The sequence below is a fragment of the Paucibacter aquatile genome (assembly GCF_002885975.1).
GTDB classification, from domain to species: Bacteria; Pseudomonadota; Gammaproteobacteria; order Burkholderiales; family Burkholderiaceae_C; genus Paucibacter_A; species Paucibacter_A aquatilis.
Window position 1 is genome coordinate 291,508 of record NZ_POSP01000001.1, and the last position, 21,581, is coordinate 313,088.

The window sequence follows — 21,581 nt, forward strand, 5'->3', positions numbered from 1 at the left end:
TCTTCCTGTCAGCGGGTGGCGGCGACTTGCGCAAGGGGCGTGGGCCCCGCGGCACCGAGCGTGGGCTCCAGTCCGTAGCAGCGCAGAACCTCCAGAACGACGTCGCTGGCTTGGACAATCAGCACTTCCGCGTTCATCTCCTGGACACTGCGCTGGGTGGACAGCAGCAGCTGCACGCCCGCGCTGTCAAAGTCGCTGACGCCGCTCAAGTCCAGGCGAAGCGGGCCAGCCCCCATGCTTTGAACAGCGTCCAACAACCTTTGCCGTTGGGCTGCGGCTTGAGCGATCGTGAACTCGGGCCCCAACGTCAAGGTCGGGGGCTCAAGGGTTGAATCGTTGCTCGCCAGTGTGGCTGGGGCATCTTCGGCATCCGGCATGGCTCACTCCCAGGGGTTGGCGGACCCCAGTCAATCGGGTTTTGTTCTGTGCAGCGGCAGCGCGCTCAAACACACAGTCGGTTGACGGCGTCCACCAGTTGCGAGGGTTGGAAGGGCTTGGTGATCCATGCCTTGGCGCCGGCGGCGCGGCCCTCTGCCTTCTTTTCTTCTTGTGACTCGGTGGTCAGCATGATGACCGGAGTGAACTTGTATGCCGCCAAGGTTTTGACATGCTTGAGAAAACTCAGGCCATCCATGTTCGGCATGTTGACGTCGCATACGATCAGATTGATCTTGGCCCCATCGAGCTTGCCGATGGCATCTTTCCCATCGACTGCTTCGATAACGCTGTAGCCCGCTTTTTGCAGCGCCAGCTTGACCACAGTGCGGAAGCTGCCCGAATCATCGACGACCAGAATTGTTTTGCTCATGTGTGCCTCTTTGTGGAAGGTTTGGACCGGTTGAAGAAAGGGAGATGGGCCCTAAAAGAAGTCGACCTTGCTTGGCTGTGGCGTGTGCGCTTGGTCGTGATGGATGAAACGTTGCTCATCGGTGGTGTAGCGGGCTTCTAGTGCGGCCAGCCAAGCATTGGCATCGGCTGGCGCAGCCTGTGCCATGTGGGGCAGCTGACGGGCAAATCGTTCCGTGTCTTGGCGCAGCACATCCACCATTTGCGACACACGGTCGCCAAACTGCAGTCGCTCCAGAACTTTGTCGTATTCGATCCGGGTCTGGGCGCTGATGAGTGAGAGCTGGTCTAGATGCTGACGGGTGTGGGCGTTATGGTCGTTCTGCGCGGACAGGGCTTGCAGTTGACTCGCCCATTGGTCTTGCAGCTCGAGCATGCTGGAAAAGCTACTCAGCAGTTCGGACGTCGCAGACTGCACGCTGCTTTGGATGATCGTCAGCTGGCGGCTCCATACCGGCAACACGGTTGCGGCCATCAAAGACGTCCCTTCTGCGAGCGGGGGAGCAGCGGGCGTGGATGGATTCGCCTCGTCAGCGTTGAGTGGGGCGGTCGGAGAAGGGATGGGCCACCAAAGCACGCAGGCGCCGAGCGCGCAGGCCACCAGGCCTAGCCATTGCTGCTGCACGACCAAAGCGGCGGCAAGGCCGCAAAACACCAGCAAAAGAAGCAGCTTCGAAGGCTGCTCTGCCGGCCTCAGGCGTTTCGTTCTAGGACGATTGCCCAAGTCACCCCCCGTTCGACGACTCATTCACAGCCTTTCTGAGTTCTGCCGTATGGGCGTGAACTTCAAGATGCGACTTCAGCGATGCGTGAGTGCTAGTTTTCGCATGCCTTGCGCATGGGAAAACAGAGATAAGCGGCTAATTTAGCAAGTTAGCGCGGGGAATGGTGGAGCTTTATGGCGCTTTGTGAGGTCGATCGGGGATGGTCGGCCTTGTGTTCGCCGAATTCGATCATGGGCTGTGGCGCTGAGGCGCCAAGCCGCCTAGGGAGGGGCAGGTAGTAGGGCGTGAGCAATTTCAAGGCGCACCGCGTGCCATCCGCGGCAGACGATGCGCCGATTCAGGGTCAATTCGTGGTGTCGACGCGCACGGCAGGGGCGCGGGTCACGCGGGTCTTGCCACCGGTGGTGGTCAGGATCACGGCTTCGCCCGGGTTCAGGTTCTCATTGCCCTTGGCCTGAACGATGGAGCGACGCTCGCCGTTGCGCAGCTGCACCAGCACTTCGATCGCTTCCTCGCGGGTGGCGCTGCGCTCAATGGCATTGCCGATCACCGCGCCGGCCACGGCGCCCAGCACGCCAACGATCTGGCCTTCGCGGCGGCCGCCCACCGAAGAGCCGGCCACGGCACCGACCACGCCGCCGGTGACGGCGCCGGCACCGCTTTGCGAGCCGTCCACGGTGACGCTGCGCACGCTCAGCACGGTGGCGTCCTGCACCACGGCCATGCGCTGGGCTTCATTGCGCTGAATCACATCGGGGCTGGTGGTGGAGCAGGCGCTCAGGGTGGCAAGGGCCACGAGGCTGGCGGTGATGAGGGTCTTGTTCATGGGGTGTTTCTCCTAGACACAGCACAAGGCGTGCTGCTGCAACGAGATCCATTGTGCAGCCGTTGACTGCGCCCCATGTTGCTGGATTGTGCGGCCGTGCGGGTATCGGGCCGTGCACCTTGCGGTGCAGCTTGGCATCGAGTCGTACTCGGCTCAGCCGTGCAGACGGCTGTTGCGTGGCACACAGGCGAGCAAAAAATCCATCTGATCGGCCAGGATGCGGCGGCCGCGCAGGATCATGTCTTCGTGCAGATTGGGCACATAGGGCAGGTAGAGCAGGCTCATATGGGCCTCCTCGGGCAGGCGGCTGCCTTTGCGGCCGTTGCAGCTGCGGCAGGCGGTGATGCAATTCATCCAGCTGTCCGGGCCGCCGCGCGAGCTGGGCTGGATGTGCTCGCGTGTCAGGTCGTCGGGATGAAAGCGATGGCCGCAGTAGGCGCAGGTGTAGCGGTCGCGCACGAACAGCTTGTTGTTCGTCAGGGCAGGGGCCTGGCGCCAGGCGCGACTGGGCACGGCGCCGCGCACGGCGATGATGGGGTGGACCTCGATGCGCGACTGCAGGCCGGTACGCCGCTGCAGACCGCCGCGCAGCACCTGGCAGGGCTGGCCCAGGGTCCAGGCAATGCCGTCGCTGGCGTAGATGACTGCGGCATCGCGCGTGGTGATCCAGGCCTGCGGCCGACCAGAGACATCCAGTTGAAGCACATCCACGGGGCTGACCTCCTGCTTGAAGCGTACTGCAAGAACGGTGCCGGACTCAAGCATGCCATGGGGGCTGACGCCTTGCTTGGGCGGCAGTCAAGGTGGGCTGTGGGCGCGGCGCGACCCGTTCATGTGTTTGTCATGGTGGTGCGCGTCCAATGCAAAGTTTGGCCTCCGGCGCGAGCAGGTGTGCCGTGTGCTCTGCCTTGCGCCGTCTCCCTCCATCAGGCGCCGGCAGCAGGGGTTTGCTAGATGCCTGCCTCTAAAAATCCGTGACAAATCCTTGCCTGGAAGGCCGTGCTTTCTGCAAAATAGAACGACCGTTCGTTTTATTATGTCCGGCATGGTCCAGGTCGTATGACGGGGCCGTCCACCGAACCCGCAGGATTTCACCCGTGTCACTCAACCCCAGCACCCGCTCCAGCACTGGCCCGGCCGCCGAGCCCGCGGCCAAGCCTGCGCGGGTGGCGCGCTCGCTGCAAAAAGGCCAGCACACCCGGGCGGTGATTCTGGAGGCCGCCCTGGGTCTGGCCTCGCACATGGGCCTGGAAGGCCTGTCGATCGGTGCGCTGGCCGATGTGACCAAGATGAGCAAGTCGGGCGTGTTTGCCCATTTCGGTTCGCGCGAAGAGTTGCAGATCGCCGTAGTTATGGAGTACCACGCCAAGTTCGAGGAAGAGGTCTTCTACACCGCAATCCGCGAGCCGCGCGGCTTGCCGCGCCTGCGCGCCCTGTTCGAGCGCTGGGTGCGCCGGGTGTCGGTGGAGATCGACTCGGGCTGCATCTACATCAGCGGCGCGGTGGAGTTTGACGACCGGCCCGGCCCGGTGCGCGATGCCCTCGTGGCCATGGTCAAGGCCTGGCATGCCGCCCTGCACAAAGCCATCGTGCTGGCGCAGCAGGAAGGGCATCTGCATGCCGATGCCGATGTTGAGCAGATCCTGTTCGAGCTGCACGGCCTGATCCTGTCCCTGCACCACGATGCCCGTTTCATGCGCAAGCCAGGCGCGCTCGACCGCGCTGGCGTGGGCTTTGAGCGAACCATCCAGTTCTACGCCACCGAGGCCGGCCTGCAGGCCGAGGCGGCGCTGAATGCCCCGAAATCCACACCTCCCAAGTCGGCGGCCAAGAGCCGTCGAAGCTGAGTCGATTCATTTTCCTTTCCGTTCGAAACCAGGAGCACACCATGCCCCAGTACAACCCGCCGCTGCGCGACATGCAGTTTGTGATGCACGAAGTGCTGAACATCGTCGACGAGCTCAAGCAGTGCCCCAAGCACGCTGACATCGATGCCGACACCATCAATGCCGTGCTGGAAGAAGGCGGCAAGTTTGCGGCCGAGGTGCTGGCGCCTCTGAACCTGAGCGGCGATGCCGAAGGTTGCGCCCTGGACAAGACCACGCACGAGGTCACCCCGCCCAAGGGCTTCAAGGAAGCCTATGCCAAGTATGTGGAAGGCGGCTGGCCGGCCCTGGGCTGCGACCCCGAGTACGGCGGTCAAGGCCTGCCTCTGGTGGTCAACCAGAGCTTCTACGAGATGATGAACTCGGCCAACCAGGCCTGGACCATGTACCCGGGCCTGAGCCATGGCGCCTACGAGTGCCTGCATGCCCATGGCACGCCCGAGCAGCAAGCCACCTACCTGCCCAAGCTGACCAGCGGCGAGTGGACCGGCACCATGTGCCTGACCGAACCGCATTGCGGCACCGATCTGGGCATGCTGCGCACCAAGGCCGTGCCGCAAGCCGATGGCACCTACAAGATCACCGGCGCCAAGATCTTCATCTCGGCCGGTGAACACAATATGGTGGAGAACATCATCCACCTGGTGCTGGCCCGCCTGCCGGACGCACCCGAAGGTTCCAAGGGCATCTCGCTCTTCGTGGTGCCCAAGTTCCTGGTCAATGCCGATGGCAGCCTGGGTCCCCGCAACGGCATCTTCTGCGCCGGCCTCGAGCACAAGATGGGCATCCATGCCAACTCGACCTGCCAGATGGTGCTGGAAGACGCGGTCGGCACCCTGGTCGGGCAGCCGAACAAGGGCCTGGCCGCCATGTTCGTGATGATGAACGCCGCCCGCCTGGGCGTGGGCAACCAGTCTCTGGGCCTGACCGAAGTGGCCTACCAGAACGCCGCCGCCTACGCCAAGGACCGCATCCAGATGCGCGCTCTCTCCGGCCCCAAGGCGCCCGAGAAGGCGGCCGACCCCATCATCGTCCACCCCGATGTGCGCAAGATGCTGCTGACCGCGCGCGCCTACGCCGAAGGTGGCCGTGCCCTCTCGACCTATGTGGCCGTGACCCTGGACAAGGCCCTGGCCAGCGATGACGAAGACGAGCGCAAGGCCGCTGACGATGAAGTCGCGCTGCTGACGCCCATCATCAAGGCCTTCATCACCGACAACGGCTGGATCGCCACCTCGCATTGCATGCAGGTCTTCGGCGGCCACGGCTTCATCCATGAGTGGGGCATGGAGCAGTTCGTGCGCGACGCGCGCATCAACATGATCTATGAAGGCACCAACACCATCCAGTCGCTGGACCTGCTCGGCCGCAAGATCCTCGGCGACAACGGCGCCAAGCTGAAGAAGTTCGGCAAAAAGATCGCCGCTTTCGTCGAGGAAGAGGGCACCAACGAGGCCATGCAGGAGTTCATCAACCCGCTGGCCGACCTGGGCGACAAGGTCACCAAGCTGACCACCGAGATCGGCATGAAGGCCTTCCAGAACCCCGATGAAGTGGGTGCGGCGGCGGTCGACTACCTGCGTGTGGTGGGTCACCTGACCTTCGCCTACTTCTGGGCCCGCATGGCCAAGGTGGCGCTGGAGAAGCAAGCCAGCGGCGACAAGTTCTACACCGCCAAGCTCTCGACAGCCCGCTTCTATTTTGCGAAGCTGCTGCCGGAGACGGCCACCCTGATCCGCACCGCCCGTGCCGGTCTGCAGCCGCTGATGGAAATGGACGAGGCGCTGTTCTAAGCACCCGCCGTTCAAGCTTCGCCCCAGCCCGGCCGCCAGAGCCGGGCTTTTCATACCGAAACCAGGAGACGCCATGAAGAACTTGTTCGCCGCTGCCGTACTCAGCCTTGTTGCCGCGATGGCCTCGGCCCAGATCACCCCGGTGGGCCTGTGGAAGACCATCGACGACGATGGCAAGACCGAGAAGTCTTTGGTCCGCATCACCGAGAGCGGTGGTGTGCTGACCGGCACCATCGAAAAAGTCTTCGATCCGGCCAAGCAAGACGCCAAGTGCGACAAATGCGCCGACGAACGCAAGGACAAGCCGGTGCTCGGCTTGACCATCCTGCGCAACGTCAAGCAAGACGCCAGCGACAAAGAGCACTGGACCGGTGGCGAAATCCTGGACCCCAACAGCGGCAAGACCTACAAGGCGCGCCTGACACCGATTGAAGGTGGCAAGAAGATGGAGATGCGTGGTTACATCGCCTTCTTCTACCGCACCCAGGTCTGGCAACGCGTGGAATGAACTGAAGCTGTGCCGTGGCCGGCCTGGCTGCGCTGCGGGCACTGAATCCGAGCCCAGCGCCCACGATCGGCGCTGCGCCACGAGAACAGAAAACAAACAAGCCAACAAGCTCTTCCAAGGAGAAGTACGTGAGTCGATTCCAAGTTCGCAAAGTCGCCGTGCTCGGCGCTGGCGTGATGGGAGCGCAGATCGCTGCGCATCTGGTCAACGTCAAGGTGCCGGTGGTGCTGTTCGACCTGCCGGCCAAGGAAGGCCCGAAGAACGGCATCGTGTCCAAGGCCATCGACGGCCTGAAGAAGCTCAAGCCCGCGCCGCTGGGCGATGTGGCCGACGCCGCGTTGATCCAGCAGGCCAATTACGAAGAGCACCTCGAGCTGCTCAAGGACTGCGACCTCATCATCGAGGCGATTGCCGAGCGCATGGACTGGAAGCTCGATCTGTACACCAAGATCGCGCCCTACATCGCCCCGCACGCCATCGTCGCCTCCAACACCTCGGGCCTGAGCATCACCAAGCTCAGCGAAGTGCTGCCGGAAGAAATCAAGCCGCGTTTCTGCGGCATCCATTTCTTCAACCCGCCGCGTTATATGTACCTGGTGGAGCTGATCAACACCCCGACCACCCGTCCGGAAGTGATCGATCAGCTGGAAGGCTTCGTCACCACCGCCGTCGGCAAGGGTGTGGTGCGCGCCAATGACACGCCTAACTTCGTGGCCAACCGGGTCGGTATCGCCGGCATGATGGCCACCATGATCGAGGCCGAGAAGTTCGGCCTGTCGGTGGATCTGGTCGACGACCTGACCGGCAAGAAGCTGGGCCGCGCCTCCAGCGGCACCTTCCGCACCGCAGACGTGGTCGGCCTGGACACCATGGCCCATGTGGTCAAGACCATGCAGGACAACCTGAAGGACGACCCCTTCTTCAGCACCTACGCCACGCCCAAGGTGCTGGCCGGTCTGATCGAGAAGGGCGCCCTGGGCCAGAAGGCCGGCGCGGGCTTTTACAAGAAAGTCGGCAAGGACATCCAGCGCCTGGACTTCGCCACCGGTGAATACGTCGCCGGCGGCAAGAAGGCCGACGAGATCGTCGCCCGCATGCTCAAGAAGCCGGCCGCCGATCGCATCAAGCTGCTGCGTGAATCGAGCAACCCGCAGGCCCAGTTCCTCTGGTCCATCCTGCGTGACAGCTTCCACTACGTGGCTGTGCACCTGGCGACCGTGGCCGACACCGCTCGAGAAATCGACTTCGCCATGCGCTGGGGCTTCGGCTCGCAACAGGGTCCCTTCGAGCTGTGGCAAGCCGCCGGCTGGAAGCAAGTGGCCGAGTGGATCCAGGAAGACATCGCCGCAGGCAAGACCCTGGCCAGCGCGCCGCTGCCCGCTTGGGTGTTCGAAGGCCCGGTGGCCGAGAACGGCGGCGTGCACAGCGTCAACGGTTCCTGGAGCGCCGCGGAAGGCAAGTTCAAGGCCCGTGCCGAGCTGCCGGTCTACGCCCGCCAGGCTTTCCCGGAACGCCTGGTCGGCGAAGGCGCCGTCGAGCCGCTGAAGGCCGGCACCGAGCTGTTCAAGAACGAGGAAGTGCGCGTCTGGACGCTGGACAAGGAAGTCGTCATCGCCTCCATCACCGCCAAGCTGCACCTGATCAGCCCGACCGTGACCGAAGGCCTGCTCAAGGCTGTCGAGATCGCGGAAAGCGGCTACAAGGGCCTGGTGATCTGGAGCCCGGACGATGTCTTCTCGGCCGGCGCCAATCTGGAAGCGCTGATGCCGGTCTTCATGAAGTCGGGTGCCAAGGGCATCGCGCCGGAAGAGAAGAAGCTGCAGGACATGATGCTGCGCATCCGCTATGCCCAGGTCCCGGTGGTGGCTGCCATGCGCGGTCTGGCCCTGGGTGGCGGCGCCGAGCTGGCCGTGCATTGCGCGCGCCGTGTCGCGCACATGGAAAGTTATGTCGGCCTGGTGGAAGTGGGCGTGGGCCTGATCCCCGGTGGCGGCGGCCTGACCTATATCGCCCGCCGTGCGGCCGAAATGGCAGCGGCCGGCAATTCCGGTGTCGACCTGTTCGCCTTCCTGAAGGACGGTTTCACCACCGCGGCCACCGCCAAGGTGGCGACCTCGGCCCTGGAGGCCAAGAAGAACGGCTTCCTGCTCGACAGCGATGTGATCGTGCCCAACAAGGACGAGTTGCTGCACGTCGCCAGCGCCCAGGTCAAGGGCTTGTTCGAGTCGGGCTACCGCCCGCCGCTCAAGGCCAAGTTCCCGGTCGCCGGTCGTTCGGGCATCGCCACCATCAAGGGCCAGCTGGCCAATATGCGTGACGGTGGCTTCATCAGCCAGCACGATTTCCATCTGGCCGCCCTGATCGCCGATGTGGTCTGTGGTGGTGCGGTGGAAGCCGGTTCTCTGGTCGACGAGGAGTACCTGATGTCGCTGGAGCGCAAGCACTTCTGCAGCTTGCTGGAACACCCCAAGACTCAGGAACGGATCATGGGCATGCTCCAAACCGGCAAACCTGTACGTAACTAAGGGCTACTGCGCGAACGTCATGCGTCGTTGGGCGGTGCTCGGAATCCTCACGACCGTCAAGGTCGTTCCGGTTCCTGCGCTCCGTCCGCCTCGCCTGACGCTCGCTCGCTACGCCCCGCAACACTGCTGAGATTCCTCGAACCGATGAACACCGCTCCCAATCGCCTCGCACGTACCTTGGCCAAGCTTGATGCTTGGCCAGCGGCTGTGCGGCCGCTGGCGCGCAATCTGGCGCTGCGCCGAGCCGTGCCTTTTACGGGGACGGCCAAGCTGGACTTTGTGCGCCTGGATACGGAGGTGGCGGAGATCGCCATCGCCAATCGGCGGGCGGTGCAAAACCACATCGGCGGCGTTCATGCCGCGGCGATGGGCTTGCTGGCTGAGACGGCGACGGGCATGGTGGTCGGCATGAATGTGCGCGACGACTGCCTGCCGCTGTGCAAATCCATGCATGTGGATTTCAGGAAGCGCGCCAGCGGTGCGATGCGGGCACGCGCCACGCTGAGCGCTGCCCAGCGAGCGCTGATGGTGGCGGAGCCCAAGGGTGAAGTCACCGTGTCGGTGGTGGTGACGGATGAGGCCGGTGTGAACCCGGTTGAGTGTGAATTTGTCTGGGCTTGGATACCCAAGACCCCCAAGAACTGAAAGGTTGGTTGAACATCATGGCAAAGCAAGTGCAAGAAGCGTTTATCTGCGCCGCCACCCGTTTGCCCATCGGCAAGTCGGGCCGTGGTTACTACAAGAACACCCGCCCCGACGAGATGCTGGTGCGCGCCATCCAGGCCGCGTTGGCTCAAGCCCCGGGCCTGGACCCGGCGGCGATTGAAGACGCAATCGTCGGCTGCTCCTTCCCCGAAGGCGAGCAGGGCATGAACATCGCCCGCGTCGGCGCCGTGCTGGCCGGTCTGCCCAACAGCGTCGGCGGCGTGACCGTCAATCGCTACTGCGCCTCGGGCATCACCGCCCTGCAAATGGCGGCCGACCGCATCCGTGTCGGCGAAGCCGAGGTGATGATCGCCGCCGGTGTCGAGTCCATGAGCATGGTGCCCATGGGTGGCAACAAGCCCTCGCTGTCGCCGTTGATTTTTGAGCGCGACGAGAACATTGGCATCGCCTACGGCATGGGCCTGACCGCCGAGAAGGTGGCTCAGCAGTGGAAGATCAGCCGCGAAGACCAGGACGCTTTCGCTGCCGAGTCGCACCGCCGCGCCCTGGCGGCCATCGAGGCCGGCCATTTCGCTGCCGAAATGACGCCGTTTGAATTGATCGAGCGCCTGCCCAATCTGGCCGATGGCTCCATCATCGAGCGTCGTCGCAGCGTCAGCATCGACGAAGGTCCGCGCAAGGACACCTCGATCGAAGGTCTGGCCCGCCTCAAGCCGGTGTTCGCCGCCAAGGGCAGCGTCACTGCCGGCAACAGCTCGCAGACCTCGGATGGTGCCGGCGCCCTGATCGTGGCCTCGGAAGCCGCCGTCAAGCGCTTTGGCCTGACCCCGTTGGCCCGTTTCGTCAGCTTCGCCGTGCGCGGCGTGCCGCCGGAAATCATGGGCATCGGCCCGATCGAGGCCATCCCCGCCGCGCTCAAGCTGGCCGGTATCACGGCTGCCGATCTGGACTGGGTCGAGCTGAACGAAGCCTTCGCTGCGCAGTCGCTGGCCGTGCTGAACGATCTGGACAGCAAGGGCATCGTGCTGGATCGCAGCAAGGTGAACCCGAACGGCGGCGCGATCGCCCTGGGCCACCCGCTGGGCGCCACCGGTGCCATCCGCGCCGCCAGCGTGATCCACGGACTGCGCCGCACCGGTGGCAAGTACGGCATGGTGACCATGTGCGTGGGCGCAGGTCAGGGCGCCGCAGGCATCCTCGAGCGTCTCTGATGTCGAGGCCGCACGGCGCCGCGAGGCGCCGTTTTCTGCGCGCCAGCGCGCTGCTGCTGGCCCCCACTGCCTTGGCGGGCTGCAGCGGCGAGTTGCAGTCATTCAAGACTTGGCGTTATGCCCGCGAGGCGGTGCTGGAACTGCTGTTCGGCGAACCACGCCTGCACGGGAATGCGCAGTGGAATCTGGTGCAGATGCTGCAGCACACGGCCCAGAGCATCGAGTTCTCGGTGCGAGGCTTTCCCGAGCTCAAGCCCGCCTGGTTTCGCGCCACGGCAGGTGCGGCCGCCTGGAGCTGGTTCGATGCGCGCGGCGCCATGTCGCACAGCCTGGATGAGCCGATTCCCGGCGCGGCCGCGCTGGACCCCGCGTTGGCGTTGAAGGTGGCGGTGCAGCGTCTGCTTGACGCCATGGAAGCCTTCAGCAGCCACCAAGGCGCTTACGCCCCGCATTTCGCCTACGGCAAGCTGACGCGCGCCCAGTACGAGCGCGCCCACCTGATGCACCTGGCCAACCATTGGCAGCAGCTCAAGCCGCCGGCCTGAGTGCGGTCGCCCTCATGAAATCCAGCCTGCACAATGACGGGCTTGCAAGGAGAGTTTGAGATGAGCATCAAGACGGCAGTGGTCAATGGCGTGGCGACGATTGAGATCGCCCGCCCGGAAAGAAAAAATGCGCTGACTGGCGCCATGTACGAAGCCATGGCCGAGGCCCTGATCGCCGTCAACAGCGACAAGACCGTGCGTGCAGTGTTGATCCAGGGTCAGCCGAATATCTTCACCTCGGGCAATGACATTGACGACTTCATGAGCCGCCCGCCGCGCGATGAAGACGCGCCGGTGTTCCAGTTCATGCGCGCCCTGTTGGGCTGCGAGAAACCGGTGATTGCCGCCGTCAACGGCGCCGCCATCGGCATCGGCACCACCTTGCTGCTGCACTGCGATTTCGTCTTCGTGGCCGATGACGCCCGCCTGGCCATGCCGTTTGTGGGCCTGGGCCTGGTGCCCGAGTTCGGCTCCAGCCTGGTCGTGCCGCGCCTGATGGGCCATGTCAAGGCGGCCGAGAAGCTGCTGCTGGGCGACCCCTTCACCGGCCCCGATGCGGTGGAGTGCGGCATTGCCAACGCGGTGCTGCCCGGCAGCGAGGTGGTGGCCCATGCCCGCCGTGTGGCCGAGCGTTTCAACACCCTGGCGCCCGGTGCCGTGCGCGAGAGCAAGCGCCTGATGCGCCGCCACAGCCAGGAGCAGCTGAACGAGGTGATCAAGGTCGAGGCCGAGATCTTCGCCGCCAAGCTGCGCTCGCCTGAGGCGATGGAGGCCTTCCAGGCTTTCTTCCAGAAGCGCGCCCCGGATTTTTCAAAGTTTGATTGAGCACCGGTTCCGCGGGCTCAGATCACATTGAGCTCGCGGTAAGGCTGATTCGCCGCCAGCCGCGCGGGGTTCAAGTGGCTGAGGTCCAGGGTCTCGAAGCGGCCGCTGCGTATCCACTCGGCCAGGCCGCGACCCACGCCCGGCGCATGCTGCAGGCCATGGCCCGAGAAGCCGCAGGCCAGCAGCAGATTGGCGCAGCCGGGCAGGGCGCCGACCAGGCCGTTGTGGTCGAAATCGTTCATCTCGTAGTAGCCGGCCCAGGCTCGTTCCAGGCGCAGGCTCTCGAAGCCCGGCACGCGCTGGGCCATGGCGGGCCAGAGCGACTCTTCAAACAGATCGGCCTCCGGGTCCAGCGGCAGGCCGGGCGCGTCGTTCAGCGGCGTGCCGCCGCAGATGAACTGGTTGGGCCCTTCCGGCCGCAGCCACAGGCCGCTCGGGTCGATCAGCAGCGGGCAGGCCGGCGCAGGCTCGGGGCTGCGGAAGACGTAGACGCTGCGCCGTTTGGCGCTGATGGGCAGGTCCAAGCCCGCCGTGGCCGCCAGGCTGCCCGACCAGGCGCCGGTGGCCAGCACATAGAGGTCGGCCTGCAAGACCTGACCCTGTTGGGTCTGCACGCCACGGATCGCGCCGCTGTTGTCTCGCTGCAGCGCCACCGCCTCATCGGCCAGGTAGCGCACGCCCTGGTTCAAGGCTTGCGCGCGCAAGGTCTGCAGCAAGGCCCAGCCGTCGAACCAACCCTCGCCGCTGCGGCCCCAGCTGCCCAGGTGCAGGTCCTCACAGGTCAGCCATGGCCAGCGCTGCTTCAATTCGGCGGGCGGCATCAGTGCGATGTCGGCGCCGGCCGCGGTTTGGATTGCATGAAGGGCCCGCAGTCCATCGGCGCGCTCGGCCGTGTCGGCGAGGTAGAGGTAGCCCTGCTCGCTGAGGCCGCATTCCGGATGGGCGCGCAGCCACTGCAGGCCGAACTGCGACAGGGCGATGTTCAGCGGCGTGGAGAACTGCTGTCGGATCGAGGCGGCCGACAGGGCCGATGAGGCCTGGGCATAACTCGGGTCGCGCTCCAGAACGCGGATTTCGCCGCTCCATCCGCCCGCGGACAGATACGCCGCCACGGCGCTGCCGATGGCACCACCTCCGAGGATCAGAACCGATGAAGCCATGGTTGGCCGGATGTGGTCCTGGTGCTCAGGCTTGCTCAGCGAAGGGGCGCGGCTTGCCTTGGTCGTCGATGGCCACATAGGTCAAATTGGCCTCGGTGACCTTGACCACCTGCGGGTCCATGGGATTGCGCTCGGCCACCACCTCGACGTGCACGGTGATGGAGGTCCGGCCGATGCGCGTGATCTGCGAGTAGAAGGACAGCAGGTCACCGACCGACACGCGTTGCTTGAAGATGAACTCGTTGACGGCCACCGTGGTGACCCGGCCGCGCGACAAACGCGCCGGCTGCACGGAGCCGGCCAGGTCCACCTGGGCCATGATCCAGCCGCCGAAGATGTCGCCGTTGGCGTTGGCATCGGCCGGCATGGGCATGACACGCAGCACCAGTTCGCGGGGCAGGGCGGGGGCGTCGGTGCTGGCGGATGTGGCGGGGGTGCTGTCGGTGGGCGTACTGCTGCTACTGCTCATGGCGTTTCCTGGTTCGAGAAGGGCTGAATTGTCCGCCAATCGAATCGGTCTCGGATGCTCAAGCCCGTGGCCGCGCTGGACGGCCGTGCCTATTTGGCGGCGGGTCAGCCTCTGGCGAGCAAAGCACCGAGAATCCAGCCCTGATGACACCTGACGCTGCAGAGCCGCCTCCATTGGGGCGAGGCCTGCGCTTTTGAGCGACGACAAGCCATGCGTGATCGAACTGCTGCTTTGACAGCCCCCCCGGCTTCCGCACCCGCGGCGGCCCCCGCGCGATCGGATTGGGCCACCATCCGCAAGCTGCTGCCTTATCTGTGGCGCTACCGCTGGCGTGTGGGCCTGGCCCTGGGCTTCATGCTGGCGGCCAAGTTCAGCAATGTGGGCGTGCCGCTCTTGCTCAAGTCCCTGGTCGACAGCCTGGCGATCAAGCCCGGCTCCACGGAGAGCATGCTGGTGCTGCCCCTGGGCCTCTTGCTCGCCTACGGCGGCCTGCGCCTGTCGACCTCGCTGTTCACCGAGCTGCGCGAGCTGATCTTTGCCAAGGCCACCGAGGGCACGGCACGCAGCATCTCGCTGCAGGTCTTCCGCCATCTGCACGACCTCAGCCTGCGTTTCCATCTCGAGCGCCAGACCGGCGGCATGACCCGGGACATCGAGCGTGGCACGCGCGCCGTGCATTCGCTGATCTCGTACTCGCTCTACAGCATCGTGCCCACGCTGATCGAAGTGGCCTTGGTGCTGGGCCTGCTGGCCTTCAAGTTCGACGCATCCTTTGCTTGGATCACGCTCGGCGCCCTGGCGCTCTACATCGGCTTCACCATCACGGTGACCGAGTGGCGCACCAAGTTCCGCAAGCAGCTCAATGAGCTCGATTCGGTGGCGCACAGCAAGGCCATTGACTCGCTGCTGAACTACGAGACCGTCAAGTACTTCAACAACGAAGACTTCGAGGCGGGCCGCTACGACGAAAGCCTGGAGAAGCTGCGCCGCGCCCAGCTGAAGTCGCAGTCCACGCTGTCACTGCTGAACACCGGCCAGCAGCTGATCATCGCCAGCGCACTGGTGCTGATGCTCTGGCGTGCCACGGCCGGGGTGGTGGCGGGCACCATGAGCCTGGGCGACCTGGTCATGGTCAATGCCTTCATGATCCAGCTCTACATCCCGCTGAATTTTCTCGGCGTGATCTACCGCGAGATCAAGCAAAGCCTCACCGACCTGGACAAGATGTTCGGCCTGCTGGAGCGCGAGCGCGAGGTGGCGGACCGGCCGGGTGCCCGTGAGCTGGTGGTGCAGGGCGCTGCGGTGCGTTTTGAGGATGTGCACTTTGCCTACGAGCCGAGCCGGCCGATCTTGCAAGGCTTGAGCTTTGAGATCCCGGCGGGCAAGAAAGTGGCCGTGGTCGGCCCCAGCGGGGCGGGTAAGAGCACGCTGGCCCGGCTGCTCTATCGCTTTTACGACGTCGATTCCGGCCGCATCACCATCGATGGACAGGCGCTGTCCGAGGTGACGCAGTCGAGCCTGCGGCGCGCCATCGGCATCGTGCCGCAGGACACGGTGCTGTTCAACGACACCGTGGCCTACAACATCGCCTACGGCCGCCCCGGCGCCAGCCGCGAGCAGATCGAAGAGGCTGCGCGTGCCGCCCACATCCATGACTTCATCAGCGCCACGCCCAGGGGCTATGAAACCCTGGTGGGCGAGCGCGGGCTCAAGCTCAGTGGCGGTGAAAAACAGCGGGTGGCGATCGCCCGCACTCTGCTCAAGAATCCGCCGCTGCTGATTTTTGACGAGGCCACCTCGGCGCTGGACTCCCGCAACGAGCGCGCCATTCAGGCCGAGCTGGAGGCGGCGGCGCAGAACAAGACCGTGCTGGTCATTGCCCACCGCCTGTCCACCGTGGTCGATGCGCACGAGATCCTGGTGATGGAAGGTGGGCGTATCGCCGAACGTGGCTCGCACGCGGTCTTGATGGAGCAGGACGGCCTGTATGCCCGCATGTGGCGTCTCCAGCAGAGCGGCGCTGAGACCTGATCACCGCAGGAAGACAAGACCTGCAGGGCCTGATAAACAAAAAGTCCGCACAGGGCGGACTTTTTCGTGGAACGGCAGATCAAAGCTGCCGCAGCCATTGGCGTGTCGATCAGGCCTGTGGCTTGCGCTTGCGCGACAAAGCCAGGGCACCCAGGGCCGCCAGGCTCAAAGCGATGGAAGTAGGTTCGGGAACGTTGCTGCTGCCGCGACCGAGCTCGATGTTGTCGAAATAGAAGTCACCGGACGAGGCAGTCAGGCGGATCAAACTGGCGCCAGTGAAGCCCCGGAGGCTTTCCGATTTCCACACACACACGTAACCGAGGACGATGTCACCGTTCTCATCCTTGCAGTCCGCACCCGAGCTGCCCAGCACAACGGAGCCGAGCTCGGCACGATTGCCGTTGGCATCGACATCGCCATAGATTACGGCCTTGCCCTCACCGGTGGGGTTGGTTGTGAAAGAAAACTTCAACTCATCATCAAAGTGATCATTCACAAAGATGTCGACGCTGTTGGCGTTGCCCACAAACAGAGCGCGGACGGACTCCCCGGCCGTCACAGGCGATTGGAAGAAGTTGCCTTCACCCCCAGCACGATAGCTGCTTGCGACGTTCAATGCGTTCTGCGAGAAGCTGATGTTGCTGCTGGCGTAGGGGTTGTTGGTGAACAGCGACTGCGTCGCAAAGCCACCCACCTGGAAGTCCAGCACCGGATTGGCCATCAACGGCGCAGTCACAGCGATCAAGGTCGATGCCACCAGAGTCTTCAGAGCTTTCATGAGCCGGTCCCGTTGTTTCGGTCGAAAAATGGATTGCAGTTGCTAACAAACGCATTGATGGGTTGGAACGGTGGCTCTTGTCGTCGCGACCGTGGCTTCCCTTCTCCCTGGGGTGGACTGTAAACACAGTCTCCGTCCTTGGGCATGACCTGGCCCCCTCCACTTGAGGGGGCCGCGTGCCCGAAAGTTCAAGCGGCACAGGGTTTCCCAGGGGTGGCTGTGTGCCGGGCTACACTGAAAGCGTGGAAACCAAGTGGTTTGAAGATTTCGTGAGCCTGGCCGAGACGCGCAGCTTTTCGCGCTCGGCCCAGCTTCGGCATGTCACCCAGCCGGCCTTTTCGCGCCGGATCCAGGCGCTGGAAGCCTGGGCGGGGGTGGACCTGGTCGATCGCTCGTCCTACCCGACCCGGCTGACAGGGGCGGGTGAAACCCTGCTGGCTCAAGCGGTCGAGATCCTGGGGCAGCTGCAGGCCACGCGCAATATGCTGCGCAGCCACCAGTCGGCCGGTCAGGACATGATCGAGTTCGCCGTGCCGCATTCGCTGGCCTTCAGCTTCTTCCCGCATTGGCTGATGGACCTGCGTCAGCGATTTGGAGCCCTGAAGTGCCGGCTCAATGCGCTCAATGTGCACGATGCCATGCTGCAGCTCAGCGAAGGCAATTGCGATCTGCTGATCGTCTATCACCATGCCAGCCAGCCCCTGCAGCTGGATCCGGAGCGTTACCAGATGGCCTCACTCGGCCATGAAACCCTGGCCGCCTACGCCCGCGCCGATGCCCAGGGTGAGCCCATGTTCCGCCTGCCCGGCCATCCGGGGCAGAAAATTCCGTTCTTGAGCTACGCCTCGGGGGCTTATCTCGGCCGACTGGTCGAGCTGATCGTCAAGGCCAGCACCCTGCCCTTGAATCTCGATGCGATCTATGAAACCGACATGGCCGAGGGCCTGAAGGCCATGGCGCTGGAAGGCCACGGCCTGACCTTTTTGCCCGCCAGTTCGGTCAAGAAGGAACTGCAAGCCCAGCGCCTGGTTCAGGCGGCGCCGCCCGGGCAGTTCGAGCTGACCATGGAGTTGCGCATCTATCGTGAGCGACCCGAGCTGTGCCGTCGCAGCAAGCCGGGTGCCCAGGCCCTCTGGGATTTCCTGACGCAGCACAAGAGCCTGGCCTGAGTGCCGGGCTTGAGAGTCGGTTCCTTGCCGACCGTCCTGCGTAAAAACACGTATTTGGCGCGCGGCCTGGCCGTGGTCTGCTCTGCACATGCTGGGCCGGGCCGCACCGAGCCGCGTTTTAGGAAATTTAATACGGCCCACCCGGGCCCTTGCTTAGACTGTGCTGCTTCGTGTCGCTGACCCAGCCGGTCTTTTTTTGCCATCCCTTTCGCCTTCCATCCCGCCTTTGAATCTGGAGTGCATGTTCATGAACAAGAAATCTCTGCTCGCCCTCGCTTTGCTGGCCGCCGCCGGCCTGTCCCAGGCGCAAGCCCAGGACACCTTGAAGAAGATCAAGGACAGCGGCAGCGTGACCATGGGTGTGCGTGAGTCCTCGGGCTCGCTGTCCTACACCCTGGGTGACGGCAAGTACGTGGGTTACCACGTCGAGATCTGCCAGAAGGTCCTGGCCGATGTGCAAAAGGCGCTGGGTCTGGCCAAGCTGGACGTGAAGTACCAACCGGTCACCTCGCAAAACCGCATCCCTCTGGTCCAGAACGGCACCGTGGACATCGAGTGCGGCTCCACCACCAACAACGCGGCGCGTCAAAAAGACGTGGCCTTTGCGGTCACCACCTTCGTGGAAGAAGTGCGCATTGCCGTGAAGGGCAGCTCCGGCATCACCAGCATCGCCCAGCTCAACGGCAAGAATGTGGCCACCACCACCGGCACCACCTCGGTGCAATTGCTGCGCAAGCATGAGCGCGCCACTGGCGTGGATTTCAAGGAAGTGTTCGGCAAAGACCACGCCGACAGTTTCCTGCTGCTGGAGTCGGGCCGTGCCGACGCTTTCGTGATGGACGGCGCCATCCTGGCCGGCAATATCGCCAAGGCCAAGACCCCGGCTGATTTCAAGATCGTCGGTGAAGTGCTGTCGGTCGAGCCGATCGCCATCATGATCCGCAAGGACGACCCGGCCTTCAAGAAGGTCGTGGACGACAGCATCATCGCCCAGATGAAGTCGGGCGACATCGCCAAGACCTGGAGCAAGTGGTTCGAACAGCCCATCCCGCCGACCAACACCAAGGTGGGCATGCCGGCCAACGAGAACACCAAGAACGCTTGGGCCCACCCGAATGACAAGCCGGCCGAGGACTACGCCAAGAAGTGAGCCTGAGCAAGACAGGCTGAAAAATCCAGACGGTTTCGCACTGTCTGCATGAACGAGGCCGCCGGGAAACCTCGCCCGGTGGCCTCGCTGTTTTTCTGATCGGAGAGTTGTAGTGGCGACGACATGGGATTGGCAGGTGTTCTGCAAGAACACCATTGACCAGGAGGTGATGCCTCGTTGCATGGGCAACGCAGGCGAAATCACCTATCTGGATTGGATGATGTCGGCCTGGGGCTGGACGCTGTCAGTGTCCGGCCTGGCCTTGCTGGTGGCGCTGTTCTTCGGCCTGCTGGTGGGTATCTTGCGCACCACGCCGAGCCGAGCCCTGGTGCTGATCGGTGATGCCTGGACCGAACTGTTTCGCAACATTCCCGTGCTGGTGCAGGTCTTCCTTTGGTACTTTGTGGTGCCCGAGCTCGTGCCGGCGCTCAAGACCGTGCCCAGCTTCTTGCTGGTGGTGCTGGGCCTGGGCTTCTTCACCTCGGCGCGGATTTCCGAGCAGGTCAAGGCCGGCATCCAGAGCCTGCCGCGCGGCCAGCGCAATGCCGGCCTGGCCATGGGTCTGACCTTGCCTCAGACCTACCGCTATGTGCTGCTGCCGGTGGCCCTGCGCATCATCATCCCGCCGCTGACCAGCGAGGCGATGGGCATCGTCAAGAACTCGGCCGTGGCCTTTGCCGTCTCTGTGCCCGAGCTCATCATGTTCGCCCGCCAGGCCCAGGAAGAAACCTCGCGCGGCATCGAGGTTTATCTGGCCGTCACTGGCCTCTACTTTGTCTCCTCGATCGCCATCTTTGCCCTGGCCCGAGTCATTGAACTGCGTGCCCGCGTGCCCGGCATGGTGGGGAGCGCCCAATGAATCTCGACTTCAGCTTTCTCAACTGGTCCGTCATCGGCAGCTATGTGCTGCAGGGCTTTTACTTCTCGGTGCAGCTGACCCTGGTCGCCATGGTGGGCGGCATCGCCCTGGGCACGGTGCTGGCCCTGATGCGCCTGTCCGGCAAGCCCTGGCTGGCCCTGCCGGCCGCTGGCTACATCAACACCATGCGCAGCATTCCGCTGGTGATGGTGATTCTGTGGTTCTTCCTGCTGATCCCGTTTGTGATTGGCCGTCCGCTGGGTGCGGAGATCTCGGCGGTGCTGACCTTCACCTTGTTCGAGGCCGCCTACTACGCCGAGATCATGCGTGCCGGCATCCAGAGCGTGCCCAAGGGCCAGACCTACGCCGGCTACGCCATGGGCATGAGCTACGGCCAGACCATGCAGCTGGTGGTGCTGCCTCAGGCCTTCCGCAACATGCTGCCGGTGCTGCTGACCCAGACCATCATCCTGTTCCAGGACACCTCGCTGGTCTATGCCATTGGCGCCTACGACCTGCTCAAGGGTTTTGAGACTGCGGGCCGCAATTTCAATCGCCCGGTCGAGACCTATCTGGTGGCCACGGTGGTCTATTTCGCCATCTGCTTCGGCATGTCCATGCTGGTGCGCCGCCTGCAAAAGAAGATCGCCATCATCCGCTAGTCATGCAGCCCCCGGCGGTGCGTACACCGCCGCCCCCCGAGGGGGGCTCAAACGGTTTGGGGCGGCCCGGCACCGTTTGAGCTCTGCGCGCTCAAACAATCAATCAGGAGTTCATCCATGATCGACATCAAGAACGTCTCCAAGTGGTACGGCAGCTTCCAGGTGCTGACCGACTGTTCCACCAGCATCCAAAAAGGCGAGGTGGTGGTGGTTTGCGGCCCTTCGGGCTCGGGCAAGTCCACGCTGATCAAGACCGTCAATGCGCTGGAGCCTTTCCAGAAGGGCGACATCGTCGTCGATGGCATCTCTTTGGCCGACCCCAAGACCAACCTGCCCAAGCTGCGTTCGCGCGTGGGCATGGTGTTCCAGCACTTCGAGCTGTTCCCGCATCTGAGCGTGACCGAGAACCTGACCCTGGCCCAGATCAAGGTGCTGGGCCGCTCGCCCGACGATGCCAAGACCCGCGGCCTGAAGATGCTGGACCGCGTGGGCTTGTCGGCGCACAAGGACAAATTCCCCGGTCAGCTCTCCGGCGGCCAACAGCAGCGCGTGGCCATCGCCCGTGCGCTCAGCATGGACCCCATCGTCATGCTCTTCGACGAGCCCACTTCGGCCCTGGACCCGGAAATGGTCGGTGAGGTGCTCGACGTGATGGTCAAGCTGGCCCAGGAAGGCATGACCATGATGTGCGTGACCCACGAGATGGGCTTCGCCAAAAAGGTCAGCAGCCGCGTCATCTTCATGGACGCCGGCAAGATCATCGAGGACTGCAAGCGCGAAGACTTCTTCGGCAAGCCCGAGGAGCGCTCCCCGCGCGCCAAGGACTTCCTGGCCAAGATCCTGCAGCACTGAGCCGGGACCGAGGTGGGTCCCTGCGGACCCACCGACGCACGGCGAAGGCCAGGCCGCGTCTCGCGCGGCATGGCTGATTGAAGGATCGATTCAGT

Annotated in this window: 22 protein-coding genes; 14 read left to right on the top strand and 8 right to left on the bottom strand. The window is 64.0% G+C overall.

Annotated elements, in window-relative coordinates; translation table 11 throughout:
* Positions 1–8: 8 nt before the first annotated feature.
* The 5 genes from C1O66_RS01340 to C1O66_RS01360 form a co-directional block, all read right to left on the bottom strand.
* Entirely contained in the window at positions 9–377 is a 369-nt protein-coding gene (locus C1O66_RS01340; protein ID WP_102766201.1) for an STAS domain-containing protein, read from the bottom strand.
* 65 nt (positions 378–442) lie between these two features.
* The gene (locus C1O66_RS01345; RefSeq protein WP_102766202.1) at positions 443–808 is read right to left on the bottom strand and encodes a response regulator; all 366 of its coding nucleotides are present in this window, start codon (positions 806–808) and stop codon (positions 443–445) included.
* 51 nt (positions 809–859) lie between these two features.
* A complete protein-coding gene (locus tag C1O66_RS23480) occupies positions 860–1,594 on the bottom strand; it encodes a hypothetical protein (protein ID WP_133155058.1) in 735 nt (244 codons plus the stop codon).
* 320 nt (positions 1,595–1,914) lie between these two features.
* The gene (locus C1O66_RS01355; protein WP_102766204.1) at positions 1,915–2,397 is read right to left on the bottom strand and encodes an outer membrane lipoprotein; all 483 of its coding nucleotides are present in this window, start codon (positions 2,395–2,397) and stop codon (positions 1,915–1,917) included.
* A 153-nt stretch (positions 2,398–2,550) separates the two neighbouring features.
* Positions 2,551–3,108, bottom strand: coding sequence for an HNH endonuclease (locus C1O66_RS01360; protein ID WP_102766592.1), 558 nt, complete (start codon positions 3,106–3,108; stop codon positions 2,551–2,553).
* A 386-nt stretch (positions 3,109–3,494) separates the two neighbouring features.
* Between C1O66_RS01360 and C1O66_RS01365 the strand changes: the two genes are divergently transcribed.
* The 8 genes from C1O66_RS01365 (at position 3,495) to C1O66_RS01400 (ending at position 12,356) form a co-directional block, all read left to right on the top strand.
* Positions 3,495–4,244, top strand: coding sequence for a TetR/AcrR family transcriptional regulator (locus C1O66_RS01365; RefSeq protein WP_102766205.1), 750 nt, complete (start codon positions 3,495–3,497; stop codon positions 4,242–4,244).
* Between the two features lie 41 nt (positions 4,245–4,285).
* Entirely contained in the window at positions 4,286–6,076 is a 1,791-nt protein-coding gene (locus C1O66_RS01370) for an acyl-CoA dehydrogenase C-terminal domain-containing protein (protein WP_102766206.1), read from the top strand.
* A gap of 73 nt (positions 6,077–6,149) precedes the next feature.
* Complete coding sequence (locus tag C1O66_RS01375; RefSeq protein WP_102766207.1) at positions 6,150–6,584, top strand: DUF2147 domain-containing protein; 435 nt, start codon at positions 6,150–6,152, stop codon at positions 6,582–6,584.
* Positions 6,585–6,712: 128 nt separating this feature from the next.
* Positions 6,713–9,109, top strand: coding sequence for a 3-hydroxyacyl-CoA dehydrogenase/enoyl-CoA hydratase family protein (locus C1O66_RS01380; protein ID WP_102766208.1), 2,397 nt, complete (start codon positions 6,713–6,715; stop codon positions 9,107–9,109).
* A gap of 144 nt (positions 9,110–9,253) precedes the next feature.
* The gene (locus tag C1O66_RS01385; RefSeq protein WP_102766209.1) at positions 9,254–9,754 is read left to right on the top strand and encodes a DUF4442 domain-containing protein; all 501 of its coding nucleotides are present in this window, start codon (positions 9,254–9,256) and stop codon (positions 9,752–9,754) included.
* 17 nt (positions 9,755–9,771) lie between these two features.
* Positions 9,772–10,986 (top strand): acetyl-CoA C-acyltransferase, encoded by a 1,215-nt coding sequence (locus tag C1O66_RS01390; RefSeq protein WP_207795876.1) that lies wholly within the window; start codon positions 9,772–9,774, stop codon positions 10,984–10,986.
* Positions 10,986–11,531 (top strand): DUF1569 domain-containing protein, encoded by a 546-nt coding sequence (locus tag C1O66_RS01395; protein ID WP_102766210.1) that lies wholly within the window; start codon positions 10,986–10,988, stop codon positions 11,529–11,531. The genes C1O66_RS01390 and C1O66_RS01395 overlap by 1 nt, the downstream gene beginning before the upstream one ends.
* A 60-nt stretch (positions 11,532–11,591) precedes the next feature.
* The gene (locus tag C1O66_RS01400; protein ID WP_102766211.1) at positions 11,592–12,356 is read left to right on the top strand and encodes an enoyl-CoA hydratase; all 765 of its coding nucleotides are present in this window, start codon (positions 11,592–11,594) and stop codon (positions 12,354–12,356) included.
* A 17-nt stretch (positions 12,357–12,373) separates the two neighbouring features.
* Here the strand turns inward: C1O66_RS01400 and C1O66_RS01405 are convergent, their stop codons facing one another.
* Positions 12,374–13,516: an NAD(P)/FAD-dependent oxidoreductase gene (locus C1O66_RS01405; protein WP_102766212.1), complete on the bottom strand. Its 1,143-nt coding sequence runs from the start codon at positions 13,514–13,516 to the stop codon at positions 12,374–12,376.
* A 25-nt stretch (positions 13,517–13,541) separates the two neighbouring features.
* Positions 13,542–13,985: an acyl-CoA thioesterase gene (locus C1O66_RS01410; RefSeq protein ID WP_102766213.1), complete on the bottom strand. Its 444-nt coding sequence runs from the start codon at positions 13,983–13,985 to the stop codon at positions 13,542–13,544.
* A gap of 210 nt (positions 13,986–14,195) precedes the next feature.
* Between C1O66_RS01410 and C1O66_RS01415 the strand changes: the two genes are divergently transcribed.
* Positions 14,196–16,016 carry an ABCB family ABC transporter ATP-binding protein/permease gene (locus C1O66_RS01415; RefSeq protein ID WP_102766214.1) on the top strand — a complete coding sequence of 607 codons (1,821 nt, stop codon included), beginning with the start codon at positions 14,196–14,198 and terminating at the stop codon, positions 16,014–16,016.
* Between the two features lie 109 nt (positions 16,017–16,125).
* Here C1O66_RS01415 and C1O66_RS01420 read toward each other — a convergent pair whose 3' ends face one another.
* Positions 16,126–16,794: a PEP-CTERM sorting domain-containing protein gene (locus C1O66_RS01420; RefSeq protein WP_102766215.1), complete on the bottom strand. Its 669-nt coding sequence runs from the start codon at positions 16,792–16,794 to the stop codon at positions 16,126–16,128.
* Between the two features lie 242 nt (positions 16,795–17,036).
* On the opposite strand from C1O66_RS01420, the gene C1O66_RS01425 reads away from it, so the two are divergent.
* From C1O66_RS01425 to C1O66_RS01445, 5 genes are all read left to right on the top strand, one after another.
* Entirely contained in the window at positions 17,037–17,963 is a 927-nt protein-coding gene (locus tag C1O66_RS01425) for a LysR family transcriptional regulator (RefSeq protein ID WP_102766594.1), read from the top strand.
* A 247-nt stretch (positions 17,964–18,210) separates the two neighbouring features.
* The gene (locus C1O66_RS01430) at positions 18,211–19,113 is read left to right on the top strand and encodes an amino acid ABC transporter substrate-binding protein (protein WP_102766595.1); all 903 of its coding nucleotides are present in this window, start codon (positions 18,211–18,213) and stop codon (positions 19,111–19,113) included.
* A 169-nt stretch (positions 19,114–19,282) separates the two neighbouring features.
* Complete coding sequence (locus C1O66_RS01435; RefSeq protein ID WP_102766596.1) at positions 19,283–19,972, top strand: amino acid ABC transporter permease; 690 nt, start codon at positions 19,283–19,285, stop codon at positions 19,970–19,972.
* Entirely contained in the window at positions 19,969–20,634 is a 666-nt protein-coding gene (locus C1O66_RS01440) for an amino acid ABC transporter permease (RefSeq protein WP_102766216.1), read from the top strand. Before C1O66_RS01435 ends, C1O66_RS01440 begins: the two co-directional genes overlap by 4 nt.
* Before the next feature lie 117 nt (positions 20,635–20,751).
* The gene (locus tag C1O66_RS01445) at positions 20,752–21,486 is read left to right on the top strand and encodes an amino acid ABC transporter ATP-binding protein (protein WP_102766217.1); all 735 of its coding nucleotides are present in this window, start codon (positions 20,752–20,754) and stop codon (positions 21,484–21,486) included.
* Positions 21,487–21,581 lie beyond the last annotated feature (95 nt).